Raw genomic sequence first — 23,499 nt, forward strand, 5'->3', positions numbered from 1 at the left:
GCCATGCGCCTGCGGCGGCACCCCACCCCAAGCGAAGGGAGAGCGCGATGAAGATGGCAAGCCTCGGGAATATCCACCTGCATTACCGTATCGACGGCGATCCGAACGGCGCGCCAGTTGTGTTCGGCAACGCGCTCGGCACCGATCTTCGCCTCTGGGACGCGCTGCTCGAACGCATGCCCGATACGGGCTGGCGCTACATCCGCTACGACATGCGCGGACACGGCCTTTCCGATTGCCCCTCCGAACCCTATGCGATGGGCGCAATGATCCGCGATGCCGAACTCCTGATGGAGTATCTCGACGTGAAGGATGCGGTGTTCGTCGGCCAGTCCGTCGGCGGCCTGATCGCACAGGGCCTTGCCGCCAAGCGGCTCGATCTCGTACGCGCAATGGTGCTGGCCAACACGGCCGCCCGTTTCGGCAATCGCGATGTCTGGTCCGAACGTATTGAAACCGCGAAACGGGGCGGCCTCGAAGCGCTCGTCGATGCGACGATGCAGCGGTGGTTCCCCGCCACCTTCCGCGAAACGGACGCGTTTCACGCTTGGCGCAACATGTTCCTCAACATGCCGGTAGACGGTTATATCGGCTATTGCCACGCCATTTCCGGCACCGATTTTTTCACCACAACCGCCGCCCTGCGCCTGCCCACGCTCGGCATCGCCGGCTCCGAGGACGGCTCGACCCCGCCGGACATGGTTCGTGAAACGACCGCGCTCGTGCCCGGTTCCCGCTTCGAGTTGATCCGCAAGACGGGCCATGTCCCTTGCGTCGACGCCCCCGACGCCTATGCCGAGATGCTACGCGATTTCCTTTCGTCGCTCGCCCACTGAACATGAAACCGTTAAACCTTTGAACCTTTCGCCAAAACGGTGCTATATGGAGCGCAGTTTTTTCTCCCGGGGCTCCGCCGAATGACCGAAACCACGCTCGCCCCTGCCGCGGCGCAGGACATGGCAACCAACGCGCAGAACGCGTCGGCCTATCTCAAGACCCTCGCGCATGAAGGCCGGCTGATGATCCTGTGCCATCTCGGCGCAGGAGAGAAATCCGTGGGCGAGCTGGAGGCGCTGCTCGACATTCGGCAGGCGGCGGTCAGCCAGATGCTCGCCCGGCTGCGAGAGGAAAATCTTGTCAAAACGCGCCGCGACGGCAAAACGATCTATTACAGCCTGAGCGATGACAACACCCAGCGCATGATCGCCCTGCTTTACGAAATGTTCTGCACGCCCTGAACGCCGCCCCGCTTCTTCTCTTCAAAAATACTCATGTCGCACCGGTATCGCTGGGCGCAGCCTCAACCGAAAAGATCGCTTTGTCCCGGCAGCCTCGGCGGCGCGAGGCCCAGATGCGTCCAGCCCTTCTGCGCCAGCATCCGGCCGCGCGGCGTGCGCTGGATCAGCCCTTGCTGCAAAAGGTAAGGCTCGATCACCTCTTCCAGCGCATCCCGGCTCTCCGACAGTGCCGCAGATAAGGTCTCGATCCCGACCGGCCCGCCTTGGTAATTCTCCGCGATAAGCCGCAGGTAGCGCCGGTCCGCCGCATCGAGGCCCAGCCCATCGACCCCCAGCCGCGTCAGCGCGCTGTCCGACAGCTCGCGCGTGACGATCCCGTCGCCTTCCACCACCGCGAAATCGACGACGCGCCGCAAAAGCCGCCCCGCGATCCTTGGCGTGCCGCGCGAGCGCCGGGCGATCTCCCGCGCCCCTTCCGACGCGGCCTGAACGCCCAGCTTGACCGCATTGCGCGCCACGATCGTGTTCAGCTCATCCTCGGTATAGAAATTCAGCCGCGTCGGGATTCCGAACCTGTCGCGCAGGGGGGTGGTGAGCAGGCCCAGCCGCGTCGTCGCGCCGACCAGTGTGAAGGGCTGCAACTCGATCCGCACCGTGCGCGCCGCCGGCCCTTCGCCGATCACCAGATCGAGCTCGTAATCCTCCATCGCAGGGTAAAGAACCTCCTCGACCGCCGGGTTCAGCCGATGGATCTCGTCGATGAACAGCACGTCACGCGCCTCGAGATTGGTCAGGATCGCCGCGAGATCGCCCGCTTTGGCCAATACAGGCCCGGATGTCATGCGAAACCCGACCCCAAGCTCCCGCGCCATGATCTGCGCCAATGTCGTCTTGCCCAGCCCCGGCGGGCCGTGAAACAGCGTGTGATCCATCGACTCGCCGCGCTGGCGGGCCGATTGGATGAAGACGCGCAGATTTGCCCGTGCCTCGGCCTGCCCGACGAAATCATCCAGCATCTGCGGTCGCAGCGCACGGTCGCGATCCTCGGGAAGCGGCTCCGGGCGCAATGTCGGATCGGAACTCATCGCATCGCCCTCACCCTTTCGGTGCCAGCAGTTTCAGCGCCGCACGGATGAGCGCGCCGGTATCGGCCTCCGGCGCCTCTCCCGCCGCCCGCGCGACCGCGCCTGCCGCCTCGCCGGGCGCGTAACCCAGATTGCCCAGCGCCGAAAGCGCTTCGGCCTGCGCGGATGGCGCGGCAGTCGGGGCTGCCCGCTTCGGCGCGGGCGACGCGTTCTCGATCATCTCCGCTGCCTCGACAACCGCCGGCGTCGAAGCCGCACCGCTCATCGCCATGACCGCCGGCGCCTTGTCCTTGAGCTCATTGACCACCCGCTGCGCCGTTTTCGGGCCGATCCCCTTGGCGGCCTTGATCGCGTTCCAATCGCCCAGCGCGATCGCGCGGCTCACACCGTCGGGGCCAAGCGTGCCCAGAATGGCAAGCGACGCCTTCGCACCGACGCCCTGCACCGTCATCAAGAGCCGATGCCATTCCTTCTCCATAAGAGTCGGAAAACCGAAAAGCTGGAGCACATCCTCCCGCACAAGCAGATCGGTATAAAGCGCCGCCACCTCGCCCGGCGCGGCGATCTGCGCCAGCACGCGATCCGAGCAATAGACGACATAGCCCACACCGCGCACATCGATCAGGACGTGATCGTCCGCCTTGTATTCCACCCGCCCGGCGATCCGGCCGATCATGCGGGTCTCCTCAGGCCGGGAGCGTTCATGTGATGAGCGTGACAAATGGCGATCGCCAACGCATCGGCCGCATCCGACCCCTCGATCCGCGCGCCCGGCAACTGCATCCTGACCATGTGCTCCACTTGCCGCTTGTCCGCATGGCCCACGCCCACCACGGTCTTCTTGACGGAATTGGGCGCGTATTCCCCGATCTCGAGCCCGAACTGCGCCGGCACCAGCAGCGCGACCCCGCGCGCCTGACCGAGCTTCAACGTCCCGACAGCATCCTTGTTCACAAAGGTCTTTTCGATGGCGGCCGTTTCCGGCGCGAAACGCTGCAACACGTCCGTCAACCCGCGATGCAGCGCCAGAAGCCGCTCGGCCAGATCACCCGCGCCGGACAGGCACACGCCGTTCGCGACATGGCTCAGGCGGCTGCCCTCTGCTTCGATCACGCCCCACCCGAGAAAGCGCAACCCAGGATCGATCCCCAAAACTCGCATGGCTGCTCGCCGCCTTGTTGCTTTTGCATCACGGCTAGCACGAAACGCGAACAAACGCCAAGCCTTCTATACGTGCCAGCCTATGATGCCCGTGGGTCGCAACCGGACGATGCTTGGTCGCTTTCAATCTTCAAAAGCGGAAAACGACACCGAAAATGTCGTTATATCGCAAGCAATTAGGGATAGTATACGGCAAGGTTTAGTCATGTGAATCTCGCATGGGATCCATGCATTAAATGACATTGTGCGCGTGATTTCCCGCATCTAACTGCGAATTTGACACATCGCTCAAACCCTCGCTCAAGGAGCATGGCAATGGCCGCTTTCGACACTTCCCGCCCGACATATGTCTCCGGACGCAAGGGCCTTGGCGCAACTTTCGCGCAGCTTTTCGCGGCGATCATGGATTGGCATGACGCTCGTCAGACACGCAAGATCCTGGCAAGGCTTTCGGATTTCGAGCTTGAGGACATCGGCCTGACCCGCGGCGATATCAATTCGCGCTGAAAGCGCCCGCCGCGCAAGACAAAGCCGTGCCGGGAATACCCGCGCACGGCTTTTCTACATCCGACCAAGGTCAGCCGATCACCGCGCCCAGCATTTGCGCCATCGGCCATGTGATCGGGTCCATCTGCAAGAAGAATGCCCCGAACTGTTCAAGGAGGCTCCCCTCCCGCAACAAGGCGACCTGCGCGCTATAAGCATCCTGCCCTAGCACCGTCACCATGCAGGCCTTGAGGAAAAAGAGAATCCCGATCGGCAGCAGCAGTGCCTTGAGGGAAAATGCATCGCGCAGATGTCCGATCGGGTAGTGATCGATCACACCGTTCTTGCCCAGCCGGGTCACATAACCGCGCGACAGTTGCCGATGCCGCTTGAGCACCCGGCGATACCGTTCGTCAAACATATCCTGCTTGTTGGTCATATCCAGCAGCTCTCGATTCCGGCCCCCACCGGATGTGTCATTGATAGGGGCGGAATGTGGCAAGATTTGGGCAAACATGGCAGATTTTCTGCAAATGCGGCAAAAACCGGAAAATCCGGTTAAATTTGTCGATTCTCAGGCCGCGGCACGCAATGTCAGCGTCGTCCAGTCACCAATCTCGGCGCGATGCACAAGATTGATGCCATGGCGTGCATAAACATCGATCACCTCGTCGGCCTGTTCATTGAGAATGCCGGACAGGATCACATGCCCCCCGGTCGCGACATGCCGCGCCATGTCGGGAGCCAGATCGATCAGCGGTTGTTTCAGGATATTCGCGAAAACGAGATCGAACGGCGCTGCGGCGTGCAGGTCGGGGTGATCGAACCCGGCGGCTTCAAGGCATTGCACCTTGCCCGACAGCCCGTTGGCCGCCACATTCGCCTCGGCCACATCGACGGCGATCCGGTCCATGTCGCTTGCAAGGACGGGCTCGCTCCAGACGCGCGCTGCCGCCATCGCGAGCACCGCCGTTCCGCAGCCGATATCGACGACGTTCCGGCAGTGGACGCCGGAGCCGATCAGCCTGTCCAAAGCCTCGAGGCAGCCTTGGGTGGTGCCATGATGGCCGGTGCCGAAGGCCATCGCAGCCTCGATAAGAAGCGGCTCGACCCCTTCGGGAATCGCGTCCGCGTCGTGACTGCCGTGAACGAAAAAGCGCCCTGCGCGGACGGGCGTCAATTCGCGCCGCACCTTTGCGACCCAATCAGTCTCGGGCAGTTCCGATACCGCGAAATCCCGCGCGCCATAGGCCGCCGCCAGCAGCGCCAGCGCGACGTCATCGGGCGCCTCCATGAAATAGGCGCCGATTTCCCAGTTTCCCGATCCATCCTCGATCTCGAACACGCCGACGCCGTAGGGGGCGGGATCGATCTCCTCGAGAGCGGCGCCGAGGGCCTCTGCCCGATCCCTGTCGTTCAGCGTGGTGAAAGCGGTGAAACTGGTCATGATTTTGGAGGTCCGGCTGCATGAGACATTGCGCCCTCTGACACGAAGCGACCTGGCCTGCAAGCTCAGCGCGCCGGCGAGGGAAGCCCCCGTGACAGGATCGTTTCGTTCCCCGGCTCCGGATGGCGCGGGATCATGAGCGCCAGCGCGAGGGAGATTGCCGCCATGCAGGCCGCGAGCGCAAAGACGACCCCTGGCGAAAGCAACCACAAATAGCCCAGAAGCGCTGGCAAAAACACCGCGGCGATATGGTTGATGGTAAAGGCCACCGCCGCTGTAGGGGCGATATCGCCCGGATCGGCGATCTTCTGGAAATAGGTCTTGAGCGCCAGCGCCAGCGCGAAAAAGATGTTGTTGGCGATGTATAGCACGCCGCCAAGCACAGCGCCCCAGCCGAACCAATAGATCCCGCCGTAAAGCGCGAAAACGGTAATCAGCCCGATATACTCGAACGCCATCGCATTGCGTTCACCAAAGCGGTGAACCGCGCGGCCAAGGATCGGGGCCAGAACCATGTTCGCCACCAGCGTAACCAGCATCAGGCGCGTGATCTGATCGACGCCGAGCCCGAACCGTTCCACCATCATGAAGGCGGCGAACACCACGAAAATCTGGCGCCGCGCCCCCGACATGAATTGCAGCGCGTAATAAAGCCAGTAGCGCCGGCGCAGGACGAATTTCTTTGTCTGCGGATCGGGCGCCTCGAAATGCGGCATCATGAGCACGCAATAGGCCACAATCGCAAGCGTCAGCCCGCCGGAGACCATATAGACGAAATTGTAGCTCAGATCGTAGGCCCGCCAGGTCAGCACGATCACGCCATAGGCTACCAGCGTCGCACCCGACGCAGCGGCAACGAGCAGCCCCAGCATCTGAGGCGCACGATCCTTGCGCAGCCATTGCAGTTGCAGCGATTGATTGACGGTCTCGTAGTAGTGAAACCCGATGGAGCTGAAAAGCGTGATGAAGAGGATGCCGCCCATCGTCGGGAACCAGGCGGTCATCGCGGTGGCAATGCCCAGCATCGCAAGAGAGATCATCGCGAGTGTCTGCTCGCGCATGAACATGATGACGAAAATCACCCCGACGGCGAGAAACCCCGGAATTTCGCGCACGGTATGCAGCCAGCCGATATCGGACCCATCGAATTGCGCCGCCTCGACCACGAAGTTGTTCAGCAGCGCCGACCAGGTCGCAAAGGACAGCGGCATCGCGATCGCCATCAGGAAAAGCAGCGTGAGCGGCCTGCGATATACCGGCAGGCTGCGCGCTTGGGCCAGGGGAACGATGCGTGTCATGGCCATCGGTCTACGCCCAAGCCGCAGACTTGGCGAGATGCAATATCGGTTCGGATTGGCATTCAGATACCCCGTCATGCCCCCGGTGATACGCGCCGCGCATTTTACAAATCACTAACGCGCCCAGGCAAATTCCGCGGATCTGACATAAATCAAGGCCGTTACATTCAAATGCCTGCATCCATGGCCGGAGAAAAGACAGGCCCGACATGGATCTTATCGCTCTCGTTGACAGACTCGGCGAAGCGCCGACAACCGCGCTCTTCGGTCTATTGACTGGAATCGTCTTCGGCGTGGCGGCGCAGCGATCGCGCTTTTGCCTTCGCGCCGCGACGGTCGAATTCGCGCGCGGCATGATGCGGGACAAGGTGGCGGTCTGGCTGCTGACCTTCTCGACCGCCGTTGTCTGGGTACAAGCGGCCTATCTGCTGGGAATTTTCGATACATCGGACGCGCGCATGATGGCGGTGCCGGGAAGCTGGTCTGGCGCGATCATCGGCGGGCTGATGTTCGGCGCGGGCATGGTGCTGGCGCGCGGCTGTTCGGGCCGCTTGCTGGTTCTGGCGGCCACCGGCAATCTCAGGTCGGTCGTCTCGGGCCTGATCTTCGCCGTCGTCGCGCAGATGAGCCTGACCGGCTGGCTCGCCCCGATGCGCGACCAGCTGGCGGCGATGTGGATCACCTCGGGCGGGCGCAACATGAACCTGCTGACCGCCCTGCATCTGCCGCGCGGCGCCGGGCTCGTCTTCGGGCTGGCCACCGCGCTTCTTGCGCTGGAACTCGCGCGCCGCAACCGCATCGGCTGGCAGCGTCTCGTTTTTGCCTCCGGTGTCGGTTTTGCTGTCGCGATGGGCTATGCCTTCACCTATGCGCTCAGCCTGATCGCCTTCGATCTGGTGCAGATCGAAAGCATCACCTTTACCGGCCCCTCGGCCAACACGCTGATGTTCTTTCTCGATCGCGGCTCGATCCTCGAATTCGATATCGGGCTGGTGCCCGGTGTCGTGATCGGTTCGTTCCTTGCCGCGTTCTTAGCCGGAGAGCTCAAGTTTCGCGGGTTCGACGGGCCGACGCCGATGCGCCAAGCGATGATCGGCGCGGCGCTGATGGGGTTCGGCGGGATGCTGGCGGGCGGCTGCTCGATCGGAGCGGGGGTGACGGGCGGGTCGATCTTCGCCGGCACGGCATGGCTGGCGCTCTTTTGCATGTGGATCGGCGGCATGAGCATGGACATTCTTTTGGGCGGGCGCGGCCAACCGGCACAGGTATGACGCGACCCTCGCCGCCGGATTTCACAGGCAATTCACTCATACCGCACCTCACGAAGCCATTAAGATGCGACAGCACAACCCAGATGCAATCTATCACCGGTTCCCGCATGGTCGCTCTCGATATCATCACGAACAAGTCCGCTCTAGCGATCGTCGCCGGTGTCGGTTATGCGCTCGCCACGCTTCTCATGAAAGTCGCTTCGGGCAGCGTCTCCCTTATCGTTCTGGGTGCGATTGTCATCGTTCTGTGCATCGTGGTAGCGGCTGAGATCCTGCTGCTTCGACAAGTCGATCTCGGTATCGCCTATATCACGGTGACCGCAACCGAAACGCTTCTTGTCCTGGCCGCCACGTTCCTGATCGGCGAAACCCTCTCGCCGAAGGAGCTTTTCGGCGGTGCGCTGGTCGTTCTGGGTGTCGCAATGGTCAGCTTTTGACCCTGATCCACCCGTACTCAGGCACGGATGCGCCAGCCCGTCTTGAAGATCCACCAAATGATTCCCAGGCAAAGCGCGGTGAAACCCGCAATCGCGAGCAGGCTCAAGACGATGGGCACATCCGCCACCCCGAAGAACGACCAGCGGAAGCCGGAGATAAGGTAAACCACCGGATTGAAGAACGAAATCGTCTGCCACGCGGGCGGCAGCATGGAGATCGAGTAGAAGGAGCCGCCGAGGAACACCAGCGGCGTGACCACCAAAAGCGGAATCAGCTGCAACTGCTCGAAATTCTGCGCCCAGATGCCGATGATGAAACCGAAAAGCGCGAAGCTTAGACAGGTCAGCACCATGAAGGCCAGCATCGCCAGAGGGTGCTGGATGCTCAGATCGACGAAGAGCGACGAGGTGCCGAGGATCACCAGCCCGATGAAAAGCGCCTTGGTCGCCGCCGCACCGACATAGCCCAGAACGACCTCCAGGAAGTTGATCGGCGCGGACAGTAGTTCGTAGATCGTGCCGATGAATTTCGGGAAATAGATGCCGAAGGACGCGTTGGAGATCGCCTGCGTCATCACGCTCAGCATGATCAGCCCCGGCACGATGAAGGCGCCGTAGCTGACCCCCTCGACCTGATCGATGCGGCTGCCGATGGCGGCGCCGAAGACGACGAAATAAAGCGAGGTCGAGATCACCGGAGAGACGAAGCTTTGCAGCAGCGTGCGGAAAAACCGCGACATCTCGAATACATACATCGCCCGGATCGCGCGCCAGTTCATGCCGCGTCCCCCTTGTCGCCGACGAGCCCGACGAAAATATCCTCGAGCGAGTTCTGCCGCGTCTGCAGATCGCGCAGGACCAGCCCCGCCGCGCTCAGATCGGTGATGAGGGATGTGATGCCGGTCCGCTCCTCGGCCGTGTCATAGGTATAGACGATGACGCAGCCATCCTCCTCCAGCTGCAGCCCGCGCCCGGCCAGCGCGCCGGGAAGCGCCTCGATCGGTTCCTGCAACTCGATGCGGAGTTCCTTCTGGCCCAGCCGCGTCATCAGCGCATCCTTTTCCTCGACCAGCAGGATACGCCCCTTGTCGATCACCGCGATACGGTCCGCGATGGCCTCGGCCTCCTCGATGTAATGCGTGGTCAGGATGATCGTCACGCCGCCCAGCTTGAGCTCGCGAACCACCTCCCACATATCGCGGCGCAGCTCGACATCGACACCGGCGGTCGGCTCGTCGAGAAAAAGCACGCGCGGCTCATGCGCCAGCGCCTTGGCGATCAGCACGCGGCGTTTCATACCGCCCGAAAGCTCCATGATCCGCGCATTGCGCTTGTCCCAGAGCGACAGCTGGCGCAGGATCTTTTCCAGAAAGCCATCGTCCTTCGGCTTGCCAAAGAGGCCGCGCGAAAAGCGCACGGTGTTCATCACGCGCTCGAACGGCTCCAGATTGATCTCCTGCGGCACCAGCCCGACAAGCGCTCGTGCGCCGCGATACTCGGCTACCACATCGTGCCCACCGACCCGGATCGTCCCATCGGTGGGGCGCGTGATGCCGCAGATGGCGGAAATCAGCGTCGTCTTGCCTGCCCCGTTCGGCCCAAGCAGCGCGAGGATCTCGCCATCCTCGATATCGAGCGACACGCCGTTCAGCGCACGAAAGCCGTCCTTGTATGTCTTGGAGACATCGCTGATCTCGACCATCGGCTGCATCAGGGCACCTTTCGCGGTTTCCGCGCCGACGAGACGTCCGGCATCGGCGCATCACGCGCCGCGCACGGTCTCCACCATCAGCTTGACGTTCTCGGGATCGGCATCCGGCGTGATCCCGTGACCGAGGTTGAAGATATGAGGGCCGTTCGAGAGCGCCTCGACAACGCGGCGCGTCTCGTCGACAAGGGCCTGGCCGCCTGTGACCATGTGTTTCGACGCGAGATTGCCCTGAACGCAACCGCCAGGCTGCACGTGCTTTGCAACCCATTCGGGGGAAACGCTGTCATCGACCGCGACGCAATCGGCGCCCGTGGCCTCATGGAACCCGATATAGCCCCCCCCGGCCTGCCGCGGGAAGGCGATAACGGGAATCCCTGGATGGCGTCGCTTGAGTTCCTGCGTGATCTGTTTCGCAGGCTCCAGCGCATAGCGGCGGAAATCCTCTCCGTTCAGCGATCCGGCCCAGCTGTCGAAAATCTTGACCACTTCGGCCCCGGCTTCGATCTGCGCCGAGAGATAATCGATCGTTCCTTCGGTCAGCCGCTCCATCAGCGCGTCGAACAGCGCGCGGTTCTCGGCCTTGAGCGCATGGGCCGGCCCCTGATCGGGCGTGCCCCTGCCCGCGATCATGTAGGTCGCCACCGTCCAGGGCGCGCCGGCAAAGCCGATCAGCGTGGTTTCCTGCGGCAATTCGCGGCGCAGGATGCGGATCGTTTCGTAGATCGGGTTCAGCGTGTCGTGGATCATCTCGCCGCGCCCGAGCTTGTCGAAATCGGCCTGCGTCGTCACGGTGGACAGGCGCGGCCCCTCGCCGGTGACGAACCACAGATCCGCGCCCAGCGCCTGCGGCAAGAGCAGGATATCGGCAAAGAGGATCGCCGCGTCGAACCCGTAGCGCCGGATCGGCTGCAGCGTAACCTCGGCGGCGAGTTCTGGATTGTAGCACAGCGACAGGAAATCGCCCGCCTCGGCGCGCGCTGCGCGATATTCCGGCAGATACCGCCCTGCCTGGCGCATCATCCAGATCGGCGGGGTCGGCAGCGTCTCCCCAGCCAGCGCGCGGAGGATGGTTTTCGTCTCGGCCATGAAACATTCCTTGTCTTTACGCCCGGATCTTATCTTGCCGCCCATAAGTCAAGCCGGGTACGCTTGTCAGGACAAGATTACGCGCCTACACACGGCGCCATGACGATTGATTTGCCCAGCCCCGCCAAACCCCTGAGGATCGGAACCCGTGGATCGCTGCTCGCGCTTGCGCAGGCGAACGAGACACGCGACCGGCTCGCCCATGCGTTCGATCTGCCTTTCGAGGCGTTCAGCATCGTCGCCATCAAGACCTCGGGCGACCGGATCATCGACCGCCCCTTGAAGGATATCGGTGGCAAAGGGCTCTTCACCAAGGAGATCGAGGACGCGATGTATGCCGGCGAGATCGACATCGCTGTCCATTCGATGAAGGACATGCCGGTCGAGCAGCCGGAAGGCTTGACCCTCGATTGCTACCTGCCGCGCGAGGATGTGCGCGATGCGTTCATTTCGCCTGAGTTTTCCGCCATTTCGGAACTCGCCGAAGGCGCCATCGTCGGCACGTCATCGCTGCGTCGCCGCGCGCAGCTTCTCAACCGCCGGCCCGATCTCAACGTCGTGGAATTTCGCGGCAACCTTCAGACCAGGCTGAAGAAACTCGATGACGGGGTGGCGTCCTGCACCTTCCTTGCGATGGCCGGGCTGAACCGGCTGGCGATGAAGGATGTGCCGAAGACGCCGATTCATCCAGACGATGTGCTCCCCGCCGTGGCGCAAGGCGCAATCGGCATCGAACGCCGCACCGAGGACAACCGCAGCGCCGAGATGCTGGCCGCCATTCACGATATCGAAACGGCCCAACGGCTCTTCGCCGAACGTGCATTTCTCGCCAAGCTCGACGGATCCTGCGAAACGCCGATTGCGGGCCTCGCCGAACTGCATGGCGGCACGCTGCGCCTGCGCGGCGAAGTGCTGCGCCCGGACGGGTCTGTCTCCCATGCCGATGAGATCAGCGGCCCGATCGAGGATGGCGCAAAAATGGGCACGGCACTTGCGCAAACGCTGCTCGATCGCGCGGGCCCCGGCTTTTTCGACTGGCACACGACCTGAACGGGCGGCGCGACTGGCTAGGCCGATCTGGCGAGCCTCGCTTCGATCTCATCGCGATATTGCGCCATGCGCTTTTGCACGCGCCGGTTGATCGATGAGCGCGCCAGCTTGAACGATTGAACCAAAAGCCGCGCCGACAGGGTTTTCGGCGTCATCTTGAACACCAGATTGACGCGCGTGCGCGATGGCGAAAGCGGCACAAGTTCGATCAATGTGTCTGTTTCCAGCCCCCCGGAACGGCCGCCGAAGCGGAGCCCGTCGAAGGGGCGATACTCCTCCAGAACGATGCTCGCCTCGCGCTCCTTGCCACGAAATGCGAAACGCAGCATCCACCCCTCACCGGCTGTAGGAAGATCGCCCTTGAAGCGCCGCTGCACCTCGATCCCGCGCCGCATGGCATACCGCTCCAGAACCTCGAAGGAGGTCAGCTCGGAAAAGACATGATCGACCGGCGCGGCCACATCTTCTGTCGCGGTGATTTGCATGGCTCGGCCCTTTCGGTCTGGCGTTGAACGGATTGCGTCAGTCCAGCCTATCGGCAAGCCAGTTGCGCAGCAAGAAATGCGCGATGGCGCCCTTTCGTGCGGGCAGCAAACCGGTGCGCAGGCCGGCGAAGGCGTCCATAACGTCCTCGCGGCTGAACCAGATCGCATCCTCGATCTCGCTCGGATCGATGCTGATCTTTTCGGTCAAGGCAGCGGCGTGGCATCCGACCATGAGCGAGGCCGGAAACGGCCAGGGTTGGCTCGACAGGTAACGCACCGCGCCCACCTCGATCCCGGCCTCCTCATACACCTCGCGCCGCACCGCCGCCTCGATCGCCTCACCGGGTTCGACGAAACCGGCAAGGCAGGAATACATCCCCACAGGCCACCCTGGTGAGCGGCCGAGCAGCACCTTGTTGCCGCAGGTGACGAGCATGATGACGACCGGATCCGTGCGCGGATGATGGCGCGCCCCGCAAGCCGGGCAAACACGCTGCCAACCCGAGAGCGTGACCTCGCTCTTCGCGCCGCACCGGGCACAAAACCCGTGCGTCTCGTGCCAGCCGAGAATCGCCTTGGCCGAGGCCGCAAGTTCCGCATCCCGCGGGCTCAGCGTCGTCATGACCTGCCGCAACTCGGTGAACACATGGCCCGGCGCGTCCGGGTGGCGCTGCTCGCTCGCATCGAAAAAAGCACCGAGCGTGCCTGTGCCCTCTGCCGGCTCCCAGCGTGAGATATCATGCGCGAATCGCACCTCTGTGCCCTCGCGTCCCAGTAGGATCGGTGGCTCCACCGCTTCATTCAGGATCGGATGGGCCAAGGGCAGACGCGCGAGCGCAGTCACGTCTCCGCCGTTCGCCAGAAGCGGCTTTCCGCGCCAAAGCACGATCGTGCGGCTGGAGGGATCCTGCATGGCCATTGCCACCGCCGGGACGTTTCCGCGCATCTCGGTCGCCCGGTCGAATTGCGAGCCCCCGAATGTGACATGTTCGGCATTCCGCATCGCATTTCCCTTCCCGTCCTTGGCCTGCGATGCCACGATGCCGTGGCGCGCGCAATCGCCCGGCTCCGGTTTTTCCCATCGGCCTTGCAATCCACGCCGTGGCGCATTACCTCACCCTTGAGAGGTTGGCGCGGGCGAGCGCCTCGCCAACCCGGTCAGGTCCGGAAGGAAGCAGCCGTAACGAGCCCCGCTTGGGTCGTTGTCCAACCTCTCACCTTTCGCCGTCATGCCGCAGAAAAACCGCCGGCTCGCGCCGCGCGCGTCTGGCCCATTGCATCTGCTCCGCTGTTTCGATCGCGCAGGGGCGCACGCCCCGCAAACGGCTCAGCGCTTCGTCCGGCGCCTCGCCAAGCTCGATCATCAGCCGTAGCGCAACCATCCCCGAACGTCCGCAGCCGCGGCGTGAATGCAACAGCACCCGCCCGCCGCCGACCAACGCGCGCCGCGCATTCTCGCTGATCCTCGGCCAGATGGCGTCGAACGCCTCATTGGCGCCAGCCCCGTCGCCGATGGGCGGCTGCTCCCAGCGCGTGCCGGCCTCGACCAGCAAACGCCCGAGTTCCGCCGCACCAGCGGCCACAAGCTCCACATCCGTCACCAGCGACAGGACCATCGCCGGCTTCCATTCCTTCAAATGCTCCACATCTCCACGGAAATCGCCCTCCAGGCCGGGGATACGGGACAATCCGAGGATTCCGCGATCGACCGGAAGCGCATAGACGATCATGTCACAACCGCTGCGCGCCGAATGTGTCGCACGCCCCGATCTCGCCGCTGCGATACCCTGTCTCGAACCAGCGCGCGCGTTGCTCCGATGTGCCATGCGTGAAGGTATGCGGCTGCGGCACGCGCCCGGCGCGGCGCTGCAGATGATCGTCCCCGATCATCCGCGCTGCGTTCAGCGCCTCTTCGATATCGCCCGGCTCCAGCAAATCGCCCACAAAGCGCGCCCAAACGCCCGAGAGGCAATCGGCCTGCAATTCGAGCCGCACCGTCAGCGCATTGGCGCCGGCCTCGTCCGCGACCTGACGTCGTTGATTGACCTGCGCGAGGATGCCCAGCTCGTTCTGCACATGATGCGCGACCTCATGCGCGACGACATAGGCGGCCGCGAAATCGCCGCGCGCGCCCAACTGGCGCGCCATCGTGGCGAAGAACGCCGTGTCGAGATACGCCTTGCGATCCGCCGGGCAATAGAACGGCCCCGTCGCGCCACTCGCCCCGCCGCAGGGCGATGCGGTTGTGCCTGAAAACAGAACGAGCACGGGTGGATCATAGGACGCGCCGAGTTGCGATGCGAACAGCTCGGACCAGATTTCTTCCGTCGTTGCCAGAACGCGGCCGCTGAACTCCGCCGCGCGCTCCTCCTCGGCGCTGAGCGAGCGCGTCTCCTCCGGCGCGATGCCTTGCTGCAACAGCGGCGTGACATCGATGCCTGCGAAATATCCGATCGCCAGCACGACAAGCAACCCGACTCCGCCGAGCCCAGCCTTCGCGGTGCCCCCGCGGCGACGTCTGTCCTCGATATTCCGGCTTCGCCTTATACCCCTGAGACGCATGTCATTCTCCCGTCAACCGGGATCATGATACACACCCTCGATGCAGGCGATAGCCCCCGGTCAGTCCGCGCTTCGGATCACCTTGGCGAAGGCATCGAATACCTGGTTGTTCGCAGCAAGCACCGTGCCGTCCTCGAGCGGCACCTGACCCTCCCGAACACCTTCGATCAGCGCCCCGGCCTCGGACGCGATGAGTGTCGCCGCTGCAAGCTCCCAGAGCTTTGCCTCCCGCATCCAGAGGCCATCCAGCCGACCCGCGGCCAGATAGGCCAGATCGAGCGGAACAGAGCCCGAGGCCCGCAAACCGGAACATTCCGGCATGACCCGCGCCAGATCTTTCATGGTAGCCGGCAAGGTCCGCTTTACGCCGAACGGAACGGCATGGCCAAAGATGCAATCCACCATTTTCGACCGGCTCGACACACGCACGCGCTTGTTGTCGTTTAGCCAGGCGCCTTGCCCCTTCTCGGCATAGAACATCTCGTCCTTGGCCGGGTCGAACACGACTGCCGAGGCGATCCGCCCTTTATGCTCAAGCGCGATGGTGACCGCGAAATGCGGCTGAGCGTGCCGGTAATTCACCTCCCCATCGAGCCCGCAAACGATCCAGCGCCGTGTCGGATCCTCACCCGCGACCTCGCCCGCAGGATCGAGATACCCGTAGGTCGCCCGGGCGCCGATCAGATCACCGCGCAGACTGTCCGACGCCGCCCGCGCCGCGCGCGCGGCGAAATCCACCGCACTCGCATCGGAGGTCTGTAGATTTTCGATCTCGCGAAAATCCTTGTTGAGCGACCGGCCCGCTTTCCGCGCGGCCTTGATCATGATGTTGAGATTGGCACTGCCCTGCATCATGGGCCTCCGGCTGTTCGCGATCAGACCGGGCGTATATGCAAGACGTCCGGCAATGCCAAGGGCCGGTGCGCGATCATGCGAAAGACGCGACCTGATCCAGATACCTCCCTATTGCGTCAACTTGGACCCTTTCTGACGCTCAGAGGTTAACAGACGGCGAAGGACTGAAGCGAAAATCCGGCGAATTTGAACGATCTAGCCGAAAAGCGCCTGGAACTCGCGCCACTCCCCCTTGGACATGCCGGACGTTTCCTGCGTCACGTCCTCTCCGCCCAGCATGCGCCGCACGCAATCCAGGCCCGTTTTCGACAGTTGCGCACCACCCATCCGGTAATCCTCGAAGGCGCGGTAGGCGAACGGCACCCAATCGGACACGATCCTGCAAATTTCGTCGGCGTAAACCCTTATTTCATACTGCGCGTGCGAATCTGCCCTCAGTCGCAGGAAATGGAGCAGATTGTGCAGATCGACCTTCCAATACCATTGCGTGTAGATATTGGCCGGCAGGTTCATCCGCGCCAACTCGCGCGCCAGCCCCTGTTGCCCGTCCTGGTCAATCATTTGCTCGTAATGATCGTAGCAACGCATCGCGTCCTCACGCAGATGGCGCAGTACCCGATCCGCCTCCTCCCCCCCAAGGGCTTCGCCGCGCCCCTGGTTGTTGACCACCGATTGCGCAGCCAGATGCTCGGGCTCCGGGATGTAGAATTCCCGGTCGAGGATCGAATATCGGGCGGAATATTCGTTCACATTCGCGGTGCGGTGGCGAATCCACTGGCGTGCCACGAAGACCGGCAATTTAACGTGCAGCTTGATCTCGCACATCTCGAAGGGCGTCGAATGCCAGTGCCGCATCAGGTAGCGGATCAGCCCTTCGTCATTCTGAACCGATTTGGTGCCCTTGCCGTAGGACACACGCGCCGCCTGACAAATCGCCGAATCGTCTCCCATGTAATCGACCACGCGAACGAAACCGTGGTCGAGCACCGGATTGGCTCGATAAAGATGGTCTTCCATGCCATCGCTGACGGCGCGAAGCGTCTGCCGATGGCTCGCGCGTTGCTCTTCGATTTCGGCTTTCTGGTCAGATGACAGGGGCACGGTTAATCCTTCGTGAAGGTGAGTCGACATGGCCTCTATATTAACAGCCACGGCCGAACGGTACGTCAACGCCGCTCTTTTTGAGAACCGTGCACAAGCTGTTGTCGCGCCGCCGCATCTTTCGATCGACCGCACGGCGCGACGTTGACTTTCCCGCGGTGCTGCCGGACGTTCAGGCAAACTCGACAAACCAATCAGACCGAGGCAGTTTTCTAATGACGCGTACCCTACTTCTGATCCTGTGCCTCGGCATGTTGACAGCCTGCGACAGCGGCGGCGGCGACGTTCTGCAAACGCCCGACGAAGAAGAGAGCGAGAATGGCGGGCAGAACGGGAACCAGGGTGAAAATCCCGGCAGCGATGGCGACCCTATAGACAGCGACGGCCGCTTGCCTGCGCTGCCGCCGGGAACAACATCGCCGGACCCGAACGCTGGTATCGTGCGGGTCGAACCGCGTGATGACGAGACCGGCGGAGGGTTCGCAACCGACATTCAATATCGCAACGATCAAGGTCAGGACGAATTCTACGTCGACAACATCGCTTTCGATGGGGACAACGTCTACACGAGGGGCGATCCGGTGACAGGCGTTGCCCAGCTCGGCCCGTACGGCGTTTACGAAGGCAAGGAGCAGGCGACCGATCCTGTAACCGGAACCACGCTCGATACCTTCACATACCGCGCACTTTATGGCCGCAGCACGACAGGCCAGACCGAATTCGCGATTGTGAGATCGGGTTCCTATATCGATTACGGGTTCGGCGGCTTCGTATATCAGCGCAACGATGTGGATGACGCTGGCAATCCCGTGCGTCTGGTCCTGCCGGATGAGGGAGATGCAAGATATTTGGGCGACTATGCCGGTATCCGGATCTTCGAGGGGCGCAGCGGGCTGGAATATGTCCAGGGCGATGCCGAAATGTTCGTGGACTTCAAGGATTTCAACAATGGCAATCGCGGCGTGGCTCTCTATGTCAGGAACCGTCAGATTTTCGACAGCACCGGAAAAAACGTAACACCCGAGTATCTGGCAAGCTTTGAAACCGACAGCGATGGCGGAACGTCCTCGCCCGGTATCGCAGCCGAAGTCAATGATCGCGGCGAGTTGGTTCTGCCGCCGTTGCGGCCTGTAATCTCTCCCAATATTGCGGATTCGAATGGTGAGATCGCCGGCGAATTGCGGGAGGTCGGTACGTTCGAAGATGGTGCGACCTCGGTTACTGCGGAGGGGAACTATTACGCAATCGTTTCCGGCGAGGATGCCGGCGAAATCGTCGGTGTTCTGGTCATCGAGGGCGATGATCCCCGCACCGACAACACCTCGTTCCAGGAAACCGGCGGATTTATCATCTACCGTCAATGATGATCGCAAAATTTCTCAGGATCGCGATTTTTGCGGTTGCGCTGCTATCCACAGGATATGCAACGGCTCAGGTCGTTTTGTCGCCGCAGGAAATGCGCGAACTCGCAGGTCAAGCGGTTCTGCAAGGCCGCCCGGAGTTGGCCTATGACCTTTCCGGGGCGTTGATCTCGCGCGATTCCAACGATTTGAATGCCCAGTTGATACGGTCCAGATCGGCACGTGATCTGGGCTATACCGGAAAGGCAACGGCGCATGCGAAGGCGGCATGGGCCCTGTCACGAACCCCAAGTGAAAAGTACGCCTCCTCTCTCGCCATGGCCCAGGCGTTGTCCTCCGCCGGGCGGCGCACATCGGCGCAGCTTTGGTTGCGGCGGGCGGTGCATCATGCGCCGAGCGATGCGCTCAAGGCGCGGGCGGCGCGGGATTTTCGGTATGTCCGGTCGCAAAACCCTTGGTCCACCGCCTTTTCCTTCTCGGTCGCGCCGAGCTCGAACATCAACAACGGCAGCCGGAACGAAACCTCCGAGCTGTTTGGTCTGCCCTTCGAATTCCAGCTGGAGGGCGAGGCGCGAGCGCTTTCCGGCGTCGAGGTTTCGACAGGGTTTCGCGCGCGCTACCGGCTGATGTCCACGCCCACCCGGCGCCGCGATCTGTCGTTCCGCGTCTCGCACCGAACATACCAGCTATCGGACGATGCAAAGGACATCGCGCCGGATGTCGAAGGATCCGATTTCGCCACCAGCTCGGTCTTTGCCGGGATTTCCGAGAGCCATGCGTTGTCCGCCCTGCGCGCGCAGGCGCGCTGGGACCTTGGCATTGGCGGCGTCTGGTATGGGGGCGATCCGCTGTTTCATTATAACCGTGCGGGAATTGGCCTTACAAAACCCATCAGCAAAGATGCCAGGATCGATCTGGGCCTCACCCGCGAGGGCCAGATCGGACAGGGCAGGCGCGAGGATGCAACCATTTGGTCCGCGCGGCTGGGCTATGACCTGACGGCGCAAGGCGGCGACAGGTTCGCCATGTCGGTGGGGCTGACACGCTCTTCTAGCGATGGGGATTACCTCGATTATACGCAGCGCGATCTGTCCCTGCGCTACGCGCTGGCGCGCCCCATCGGACCTGCGCTGCTGGATTTCGGGGTGACATTGTCGGACAAGAATCATGACCGGTCGGCCGTTTCCATGGATGGACGCGACGAGCGCAGCATCGAAGCCTCGATCACGGCCGCCTTTCCGGGTCTCGACGCCTACGGCTTCATCCCGACCGTCACCTTCAATGCCGAGCGCACGGATGCGAATATCGATCTTTACGAGACAGAGAATTACGGCATCCAGTTGGGCATCCGCTCCGTCTTCTGACGCTTCGGCTGGACACCGCGCCGAATTGTTCTAGCCTTGCGCGCGAAGAACAAGGAGGTGACACATGCCGCTGCGCTATTTGCACACGATGGTCCGCGTCAAGGATCTGGACGCATCGATGAAATTCTACGAGCTGCTCGGCCTGAGGGAAACGCGCCGCACCGATAATGACAAGGGCCGCTTTTCGCTCATCTTTATGGCGCCGGAAGGACAGGAGGAGTGCCCGATCGAGCTGACCTATAACTGGGACGGCGATGAGGGGCTGCCTTCAGACAGCCGGCATTTCGGGCATCTGGCCTATGGCGTGGATGATATCTATGCAATGTGCCAGCACCTCATGGACAACGGCGTGACCATCAATCGCCCGCCGCATGACGGGCGGATGGCCTTTGTAAGGTCGCCCGACAATATCTCGATCGAGCTTCTCCAAAACGGTGATCCCCTGCCCCCTAAAGAGCCATGGACCTCGATGGGCAATACCGGCCATTGGTAGGCCAGCGCTGCATCAATAGATATAGCGGATCTGATCCGTCCAGTAGCGTTCCATGCGGCGGAGCGTATCGCTCATATCCCCAAGCGTCATATCGTCGATCACGTTCTGATCGAGCAGGCCCGTCGCATGGCGCGCGAAAAGCGCGGAAATCAGATCGCGGATTTCCCGCCCCCGCGCCGTCAGCCGCACGCGCACCGATCGCCTGTCGATCTCGCAACGCTGGTGATGCATGTAGCCCATCTCGACAAGCTTCTTGAGATTGTAGCTGACATTGCTGCCCTGGTAATACCCGCGCGTCTTCAACTCCCCTGCCGTGACCTCGTTATCGCCGATATTGAACAGCAAGAGCGCCTGAACGGCGTTGATCTCGATCACGCCGACGCGTTCGAATTCGTCCTTGATCACATCGAGCAGCAGCCGGTGCAATCGTTCGACAAGCGCGAGCGCCTCAAGATAGCCGTGCAAAACGCCCTTGGTCCGGGTGTGATCAACAGATGTGTGAATGCTCATTCGTCTCTCCGCCTTACCTGTTGCGGAGGAGCATGCGTCATATTCCCGAATAATCGGTTAAGCCACGAAATTTTCCCGTGTCTACCCCTGAAAGGCCACGTTCGAGATATCCTCGATAAGCGGGCGCAGCCTCTCGGGCGGCGTTTTCTGGCCACTGACCCACTGATAGAGATCCTGATCGTTCTCCGACAAAAGCGCGTCATAAGCGTCCAGATCGGACTGATCGAAACTGTCCAAGCGCCTCTCGGCATAGCGCGACAGGATGATATCCATCTCCTTGATGCCGCGCCGCATCGAACGCATTTTCAGCCTCTTGAGCCGATTTTCACGCGTCTCGTTCATGGCTCGGCCCTCGCCATCACGCGCAAACGCTTTTCCAGCCGAGCAAGCCGCTCCGCCTTCTTGTGAAGATCGGTCTTCAATTCGCGCAGTTCGAGAAGCACCTCGACGATATCTGCCGGCATATCGGTTTCTCCGGGGGAATCGACCCCTTCGCCCTCACCGTTGATGAGCCACATCATCGACACATTCAGCAGCCCGGCCATCATCGAAAGACGGTTGGCGCGCGGCTCGGACAGGTCGTCCTCCCAGTTCCGCAGCGTCAGCTTCTTGACGCCGAGCCGCTTGGCAAGCGCCTCCTGCGTCATTCCCGAGGCCTCGCGCGCGGCGGTCAGACGGTCGCCGAATGTCGCGATTTCAGGGGCATACCAGTCCTGTTCGCTCTCAGTCATCATGTCTCCTTTCGCGATCCCCGCTTGATCGCATTCGGGCCGCACCCTAAGACAGTCCCGGTGCAATCACAAACAGAGGCCAGCGATGCCGTTCCTCTCCGAAACGCTCTCGCGCGTCCGCCCGTCCTCGACGGTCGCGGTGACGCAGAAGGCGATGGAGCTCAGAGCCGCGGGCCGCAATGTGATCGGCCTCGGGGCCGGTGAGCCTGACTTTGACACGCCCGATAACGTAAAGGCTGCGGCGATTGCGGCCATCGAGGCGGGAAAAACGAAATACACGGCCGTCGATGGCATCCCGGAGTTGAAACAGGCGATCTGCGCCAAGTTCCAGCGCGACAACGGGCTGCATTACGCTCCGGCGCAGGTGTCGGTTTCGACAGGCGGCAAGCAAGTGCTCTACAACGCGCTGATGGCAACGCTGAACCCCGACGACGAGGTGATCATTCCCGCGCCCTACTGGGTCAGCTATCCGGACATGGTGCGCCTCGGCGGCGGCACGCCAGTGATCGTGACCGCCCGTCAGGAGAACGGATTTCGCATCACCCCCGAGGATCTGGAGGCCGCGATTACGCCGCGCACCAAATGGTTCATCTTCAATTCTCCCGCCAACCCGACTGGCGCGGGCTATGGGCGCGATGATGTGAAGCGCCTGACTGATGTGCTCCTTCGGCACCCGCATGTTTGGGTGATGAGCGACGACATGTATGAGCATTTAACCTTCGGCGGTTTTGAATTCTGCACTCCGGCGGAGGTGGAACCGGCGCTCTACGATCGCACGCTGACCGTGAACGGCGTGTCGAAGGCCTATGCGATGACCGGCTGGCGGATTGGCTATGCCGCCGGGCCAGAGCACTTGATCGCCGCCATGCGCAAGCTGCAATCGCAATCGACGACGAACCCCTGCTCGATCAGCCAATACGCTGCGATCGAGGCGTTGAACGGGCCGCAAGATTTCCTTTCGGAAAGGTGCACCGTGTTTCGGAAGCGGCGCGACCTGGTGGTGCGTGAACTTAACGCGGCCAAGGGCGTCACCTGCGAAACCCCCGAAGGTGCTTTCTACGTCTATCCCTGCATTTCCGGCTGCATCGGCAAGACGAGCGCCGGCGGCACGCGGATCGACGATGACGAGGCATTCGCCACCGCGCTGCTCGAGGAAGAAGGTGTTGCCGTCGTTTTCGGAGCGGCGTTTGGATTGAGCCCCCATTTCCGGGTCAGCTACGCAACCTCGGATGCACAACTTACCGAAGCCTGCGCGCGAATTCGGAAGTTTTGCAGCGGATTGCACGCGTCATGAGCGCGGGTCTGCCCGAATACTATTTCCGCATCCGCGAAAACGGCGCGCTCGTCTTCCGCGTCGATTCCCAGAACCGCCAAAGGCGGATCGAGATGGATCAGATCGCAGTGCTGAACATCCGCAACGGGGAAATCAAACCCCACGGTGACCGCGAGCTTGGCGCGGAGGATATCGCGGTGATCGAGGGCTGGATGGAAGAGCGGCGCCAACACCTCGACGCGCGCCGGATCGACGACATCCTGCGAACCGTCGATCATCTCAATCTCACCGCTCAATGGGCACAATCGCGTGCATCCGACGACGAGTTGAGCCGCGTGACCGATACACTTCTGCTGGCAATGCACGATCTGCGCAGCGTTCTGGTGCGCCGCAAGGCCGACCGATTGCTGAAACGCGACGGCGACGGGGCGGATTGAAGGTCAGCGCAAGGAGCCAGACCCGGCCCTACGGCTGCGCGCCAAGGCGCTAGGCGC

29 protein-coding genes and 1 other RNA gene are annotated in these 23,499 nt (G+C 62.3%); 12 read left to right on the forward strand and 18 right to left on the reverse strand.

Annotated elements, in window-relative coordinates; all coding sequences use genetic code 11:
* The first annotated feature begins 47 nt into the window (after positions 1-47).
* The gene (gene pcaD, locus M3465_RS01625; RefSeq protein WP_249499960.1) at positions 48-836 is read left to right on the forward strand and encodes a 3-oxoadipate enol-lactonase; all 789 of its coding nucleotides are present in this window, start codon (positions 48-50) and stop codon (positions 834-836) included.
* Positions 837-917: 81 nt separating this feature from the next.
* Positions 918-1,238: an ArsR/SmtB family transcription factor gene (locus M3465_RS01630; RefSeq protein WP_249499961.1), complete on the forward strand. Its 321-nt coding sequence runs from the start codon at positions 918-920 to the stop codon at positions 1,236-1,238.
* A 62-nt stretch (positions 1,239-1,300) separates the two neighbouring features.
* Here the strand turns inward: M3465_RS01630 and ruvB are convergent, their stop codons facing one another.
* The 3 genes from ruvB to ruvC are packed head-to-tail and all read right to left on the reverse strand — an operon-like array spanning position 1,301 to position 3,484.
* Positions 1,301-2,323: a Holliday junction branch migration DNA helicase RuvB gene (gene ruvB, locus M3465_RS01635; RefSeq protein WP_249499962.1), complete on the reverse strand. Its 1,023-nt coding sequence runs from the start codon at positions 2,321-2,323 to the stop codon at positions 1,301-1,303.
* 10 nt (positions 2,324-2,333) lie between these two features.
* Complete coding sequence (gene ruvA, locus M3465_RS01640; protein ID WP_249499963.1) at positions 2,334-2,999, reverse strand: Holliday junction branch migration protein RuvA; 666 nt, start codon at positions 2,997-2,999, stop codon at positions 2,334-2,336.
* Positions 2,996-3,484: a crossover junction endodeoxyribonuclease RuvC gene (gene ruvC, locus M3465_RS01645; protein WP_249499964.1), complete on the reverse strand. Its 489-nt coding sequence runs from the start codon at positions 3,482-3,484 to the stop codon at positions 2,996-2,998. The genes ruvA and ruvC overlap by 4 nt, the downstream gene beginning before the upstream one ends.
* Before the next feature lie 315 nt (positions 3,485-3,799).
* Between ruvC and M3465_RS01650 the strand changes: the two genes are divergently transcribed.
* Positions 3,800-3,991, forward strand: coding sequence for a DUF1127 domain-containing protein (locus M3465_RS01650; protein WP_249499965.1), 192 nt, complete (start codon positions 3,800-3,802; stop codon positions 3,989-3,991).
* 70 nt (positions 3,992-4,061) lie between these two features.
* Here the strand turns inward: M3465_RS01650 and M3465_RS01655 are convergent, their stop codons facing one another.
* The 3 genes from M3465_RS01655 to M3465_RS01665 form a co-directional block, all read right to left on the reverse strand.
* Positions 4,062-4,487, reverse strand: a complete 426-nt coding sequence (locus tag M3465_RS01655; protein WP_249499966.1) for a hypothetical protein — start codon at positions 4,485-4,487, stop codon at positions 4,062-4,064.
* A 57-nt stretch (positions 4,488-4,544) separates the two neighbouring features.
* Positions 4,545-5,417 (reverse strand): 50S ribosomal protein L11 methyltransferase, encoded by an 873-nt coding sequence (locus M3465_RS01660; protein ID WP_249499967.1) that lies wholly within the window; start codon positions 5,415-5,417, stop codon positions 4,545-4,547.
* A gap of 65 nt (positions 5,418-5,482) precedes the next feature.
* Complete coding sequence (locus M3465_RS01665; RefSeq protein WP_249500840.1) at positions 5,483-6,715, reverse strand: MFS transporter; 1,233 nt, start codon at positions 6,713-6,715, stop codon at positions 5,483-5,485.
* Between the two features lie 209 nt (positions 6,716-6,924).
* On the opposite strand from M3465_RS01665, the gene M3465_RS01670 reads away from it, so the two are divergent.
* The gene (locus tag M3465_RS01670; RefSeq protein ID WP_249499968.1) at positions 6,925-7,986 is read left to right on the forward strand and encodes a YeeE/YedE family protein; all 1,062 of its coding nucleotides are present in this window, start codon (positions 6,925-6,927) and stop codon (positions 7,984-7,986) included.
* An 83-nt stretch (positions 7,987-8,069) separates the two neighbouring features.
* Entirely contained in the window at positions 8,070-8,423 is a 354-nt protein-coding gene (locus M3465_RS01675; protein ID WP_249499969.1) for a 5-aminolevulinate synthase, read from the forward strand.
* Between the two features lie 17 nt (positions 8,424-8,440).
* On the opposite strand, the gene M3465_RS01680 is transcribed toward M3465_RS01675, so the two are convergent.
* The 3 genes from M3465_RS01680 to hemE are packed head-to-tail and all read right to left on the reverse strand — an operon-like array spanning position 8,441 to position 11,220.
* On the reverse strand, positions 8,441-9,202 hold the full coding sequence (locus tag M3465_RS01680; protein WP_249499970.1) for an ABC transporter permease: 762 nt from the start codon (positions 9,200-9,202) through the stop codon (positions 8,441-8,443).
* On the reverse strand, positions 9,199-10,134 hold the full coding sequence (locus tag M3465_RS01685; protein WP_249499971.1) for an ABC transporter ATP-binding protein: 936 nt from the start codon (positions 10,132-10,134) through the stop codon (positions 9,199-9,201). Before M3465_RS01685 ends, M3465_RS01680 begins: the two co-directional genes overlap by 4 nt.
* 51 nt (positions 10,135-10,185) lie before the next feature.
* The gene (gene hemE / locus M3465_RS01690) at positions 10,186-11,220 is read right to left on the reverse strand and encodes a uroporphyrinogen decarboxylase (protein ID WP_249499972.1); all 1,035 of its coding nucleotides are present in this window, start codon (positions 11,218-11,220) and stop codon (positions 10,186-10,188) included.
* 99 nt (positions 11,221-11,319) lie between these two features.
* Here hemE and hemC point away from each other — a divergent pair, with 99 nt between their 5' ends.
* Positions 11,320-12,270: a hydroxymethylbilane synthase gene (gene hemC / locus M3465_RS01695; protein ID WP_249499973.1), complete on the forward strand. Its 951-nt coding sequence runs from the start codon at positions 11,320-11,322 to the stop codon at positions 12,268-12,270.
* 17 nt (positions 12,271-12,287) lie between these two features.
* Here hemC and M3465_RS01700 read toward each other — a convergent pair whose 3' ends face one another.
* Both M3465_RS01700 and nudC read right to left on the reverse strand, forming a co-directional pair.
* Complete coding sequence (locus tag M3465_RS01700; protein WP_249499974.1) at positions 12,288-12,755, reverse strand: SRPBCC family protein; 468 nt, start codon at positions 12,753-12,755, stop codon at positions 12,288-12,290.
* A 37-nt stretch (positions 12,756-12,792) separates the two neighbouring features.
* Positions 12,793-13,758 carry an NAD(+) diphosphatase gene (nudC, locus tag M3465_RS01705; RefSeq protein ID WP_249499975.1) on the reverse strand — a complete coding sequence of 322 codons (966 nt, stop codon included), beginning with the start codon at positions 13,756-13,758 and terminating at the stop codon, positions 12,793-12,795.
* A 118-nt stretch (positions 13,759-13,876) separates the two neighbouring features.
* Between nudC and ffs the strand changes: the two genes are divergently transcribed.
* An RNA gene (gene ffs / locus M3465_RS01710) (signal recognition particle sRNA small type) lies at positions 13,877-13,975 on the forward strand.
* On the opposite strand, the gene M3465_RS01715 is transcribed toward ffs, so the two are convergent.
* The 4 genes from M3465_RS01715 to thyX all read right to left on the reverse strand — a co-directional run bounded on the left by M3465_RS01715 (position 13,970) and on the right by thyX (position 17,273).
* Positions 13,970-14,485 (reverse strand): protein-tyrosine phosphatase family protein, encoded by a 516-nt coding sequence (locus M3465_RS01715; RefSeq protein ID WP_249499976.1) that lies wholly within the window; start codon positions 14,483-14,485, stop codon positions 13,970-13,972. The genes ffs and M3465_RS01715 overlap by 6 nt on opposite strands.
* A 1-nt stretch (position 14,486) precedes the next feature.
* The gene (ypfJ, locus tag M3465_RS01720) at positions 14,487-15,317 is read right to left on the reverse strand and encodes a KPN_02809 family neutral zinc metallopeptidase (RefSeq protein ID WP_249499977.1); all 831 of its coding nucleotides are present in this window, start codon (positions 15,315-15,317) and stop codon (positions 14,487-14,489) included.
* A 60-nt stretch (positions 15,318-15,377) separates the two neighbouring features.
* Complete coding sequence (locus M3465_RS01725; RefSeq protein WP_249499978.1) at positions 15,378-16,169, reverse strand: inositol monophosphatase family protein; 792 nt, start codon at positions 16,167-16,169, stop codon at positions 15,378-15,380.
* A 198-nt stretch (positions 16,170-16,367) separates the two neighbouring features.
* Positions 16,368-17,273, reverse strand: coding sequence for an FAD-dependent thymidylate synthase (gene thyX, locus M3465_RS01730; RefSeq protein WP_249499979.1), 906 nt, complete (start codon positions 17,271-17,273; stop codon positions 16,368-16,370).
* A gap of 101 nt (positions 17,274-17,374) precedes the next feature.
* On the opposite strand from thyX, the gene M3465_RS01735 reads away from it, so the two are divergent.
* From M3465_RS01735 to M3465_RS01745, 3 genes are all read left to right on the forward strand, one after another.
* Positions 17,375-18,637 (forward strand): hypothetical protein, encoded by a 1,263-nt coding sequence (locus tag M3465_RS01735; protein WP_249499980.1) that lies wholly within the window; start codon positions 17,375-17,377, stop codon positions 18,635-18,637.
* A 92-nt stretch (positions 18,638-18,729) separates the two neighbouring features.
* A complete protein-coding gene (locus M3465_RS01740; RefSeq protein WP_249499981.1) occupies positions 18,730-19,998 on the forward strand; it encodes a hypothetical protein in 1,269 nt (422 codons plus the stop codon).
* 64 nt (positions 19,999-20,062) lie between these two features.
* Positions 20,063-20,491 (forward strand): VOC family protein, encoded by a 429-nt coding sequence (locus M3465_RS01745; RefSeq protein ID WP_249499982.1) that lies wholly within the window; start codon positions 20,063-20,065, stop codon positions 20,489-20,491.
* Positions 20,492-20,503: 12 nt separating this feature from the next.
* Here M3465_RS01745 and M3465_RS01750 read toward each other — a convergent pair whose 3' ends face one another.
* The 3 genes from M3465_RS01750 to M3465_RS01760 form a co-directional block, all read right to left on the reverse strand.
* The gene (locus tag M3465_RS01750) at positions 20,504-21,001 is read right to left on the reverse strand and encodes a MarR family winged helix-turn-helix transcriptional regulator (RefSeq protein ID WP_249499983.1); all 498 of its coding nucleotides are present in this window, start codon (positions 20,999-21,001) and stop codon (positions 20,504-20,506) included.
* An 81-nt stretch (positions 21,002-21,082) separates the two neighbouring features.
* On the reverse strand, positions 21,083-21,343 hold the full coding sequence (locus M3465_RS01755) for a succinate dehydrogenase assembly factor 2 (protein ID WP_249499984.1): 261 nt from the start codon (positions 21,341-21,343) through the stop codon (positions 21,083-21,085).
* Positions 21,340-21,732: a helix-turn-helix domain-containing protein gene (locus tag M3465_RS01760; protein ID WP_249499985.1), complete on the reverse strand. Its 393-nt coding sequence runs from the start codon at positions 21,730-21,732 to the stop codon at positions 21,340-21,342. The genes M3465_RS01755 and M3465_RS01760 overlap by 4 nt, the downstream gene beginning before the upstream one ends.
* Before the next feature lie 85 nt (positions 21,733-21,817).
* On the opposite strand from M3465_RS01760, the gene M3465_RS01765 reads away from it, so the two are divergent.
* Together M3465_RS01765 and M3465_RS01770 are read left to right on the forward strand one after the other, a co-directional pair.
* On the forward strand, positions 21,818-23,026 hold the full coding sequence (locus M3465_RS01765) for a pyridoxal phosphate-dependent aminotransferase (protein ID WP_249499986.1): 1,209 nt from the start codon (positions 21,818-21,820) through the stop codon (positions 23,024-23,026).
* A complete protein-coding gene (locus tag M3465_RS01770) occupies positions 23,023-23,442 on the forward strand; it encodes a hypothetical protein (RefSeq protein ID WP_249499987.1) in 420 nt (139 codons plus the stop codon). Before M3465_RS01765 ends, M3465_RS01770 begins: the two co-directional genes overlap by 4 nt.
* Positions 23,443-23,499 lie beyond the last annotated feature (57 nt).

Origin of the sequence: Marivita sp. GX14005, from assembly GCF_023370775.1 — a bacterium.
Taxonomy (GTDB): domain Bacteria; phylum Pseudomonadota; class Alphaproteobacteria; order Rhodobacterales; family Rhodobacteraceae; genus Marivita.

Excerpts from the sequence above, each read along its gene's own strand:
- ruvA (WP_249499963.1), bottom strand. The coding sequence starts at position 2,999 with ATGATCGGCCGGATCGCCGGGCGGGTGGAATACAAGGCGGACGATCAC.
- M3465_RS01750 (WP_249499983.1), bottom strand. The coding sequence starts at position 21,001 with ATGAGCATTCACACATCTGTTGATCACACCCGGACCAAGGGCGTTTTG.
- pcaD (WP_249499960.1), top strand. The coding sequence starts at position 48 with ATGAAGATGGCAAGCCTCGGGAATATCCACCTGCATTACCGTATCGAC.
- M3465_RS01770 (WP_249499987.1), top strand. The coding sequence starts at position 23,023 with ATGAGCGCGGGTCTGCCCGAATACTATTTCCGCATCCGCGAAAACGGC.
- ypfJ (WP_249499977.1), bottom strand. The coding sequence starts at position 15,317 with ATGCGTCTCAGGGGTATAAGGCGAAGCCGGAATATCGAGGACAGACGT.
- M3465_RS01715 (WP_249499976.1), bottom strand. The coding sequence starts at position 14,485 with ATGATCGTCTATGCGCTTCCGGTCGATCGCGGAATCCTCGGATTGTCC.
- M3465_RS01725 (WP_249499978.1), bottom strand. The coding sequence starts at position 16,169 with ATGCAGGGCAGTGCCAATCTCAACATCATGATCAAGGCCGCGCGGAAA.
- M3465_RS01680 (WP_249499970.1), bottom strand. The coding sequence starts at position 9,202 with ATGAACTGGCGCGCGATCCGGGCGATGTATGTATTCGAGATGTCGCGG.
- hemE (WP_249499972.1), bottom strand. The coding sequence starts at position 11,220 with ATGGCCGAGACGAAAACCATCCTCCGCGCGCTGGCTGGGGAGACGCTG.
- M3465_RS01660 (WP_249499967.1), bottom strand. The coding sequence starts at position 5,417 with ATGACCAGTTTCACCGCTTTCACCACGCTGAACGACAGGGATCGGGCA.
- M3465_RS01630 (WP_249499961.1), top strand. The coding sequence starts at position 918 with ATGACCGAAACCACGCTCGCCCCTGCCGCGGCGCAGGACATGGCAACC.
- M3465_RS01760 (WP_249499985.1), bottom strand. The coding sequence starts at position 21,732 with ATGACTGAGAGCGAACAGGACTGGTATGCCCCTGAAATCGCGACATTC.
- M3465_RS01685 (WP_249499971.1), bottom strand. The coding sequence starts at position 10,134 with ATGCAGCCGATGGTCGAGATCAGCGATGTCTCCAAGACATACAAGGAC.
- nudC (WP_249499975.1), bottom strand. The coding sequence starts at position 13,758 with ATGCGGAATGCCGAACATGTCACATTCGGGGGCTCGCAATTCGACCGG.
- M3465_RS01755 (WP_249499984.1), bottom strand. The coding sequence starts at position 21,343 with ATGAACGAGACGCGTGAAAATCGGCTCAAGAGGCTGAAAATGCGTTCG.
- ruvB (WP_249499962.1), bottom strand. The coding sequence starts at position 2,323 with ATGAGTTCCGATCCGACATTGCGCCCGGAGCCGCTTCCCGAGGATCGC.
- M3465_RS01665 (WP_249500840.1), bottom strand. The coding sequence starts at position 6,715 with ATGACACGCATCGTTCCCCTGGCCCAAGCGCGCAGCCTGCCGGTATAT.
- M3465_RS01740 (WP_249499981.1), top strand. The coding sequence starts at position 18,730 with ATGCGCGAACTCGCAGGTCAAGCGGTTCTGCAAGGCCGCCCGGAGTTG.
- ruvC (WP_249499964.1), bottom strand. The coding sequence starts at position 3,484 with ATGCGAGTTTTGGGGATCGATCCTGGGTTGCGCTTTCTCGGGTGGGGC.
- M3465_RS01700 (WP_249499974.1), bottom strand. The coding sequence starts at position 12,755 with ATGCAAATCACCGCGACAGAAGATGTGGCCGCGCCGGTCGATCATGTC.
- hemC (WP_249499973.1), top strand. The coding sequence starts at position 11,320 with ATGACGATTGATTTGCCCAGCCCCGCCAAACCCCTGAGGATCGGAACC.
- M3465_RS01765 (WP_249499986.1), top strand. The coding sequence starts at position 21,818 with ATGCCGTTCCTCTCCGAAACGCTCTCGCGCGTCCGCCCGTCCTCGACG.
- M3465_RS01655 (WP_249499966.1), bottom strand. The coding sequence starts at position 4,487 with ATGTTTGCCCAAATCTTGCCACATTCCGCCCCTATCAATGACACATCC.
- M3465_RS01745 (WP_249499982.1), top strand. The coding sequence starts at position 20,063 with ATGCCGCTGCGCTATTTGCACACGATGGTCCGCGTCAAGGATCTGGAC.
- M3465_RS01675 (WP_249499969.1), top strand. The coding sequence starts at position 8,070 with ATGCAATCTATCACCGGTTCCCGCATGGTCGCTCTCGATATCATCACG.
- M3465_RS01670 (WP_249499968.1), top strand. The coding sequence starts at position 6,925 with ATGGATCTTATCGCTCTCGTTGACAGACTCGGCGAAGCGCCGACAACC.
- M3465_RS01650 (WP_249499965.1), top strand. The coding sequence starts at position 3,800 with ATGGCCGCTTTCGACACTTCCCGCCCGACATATGTCTCCGGACGCAAG.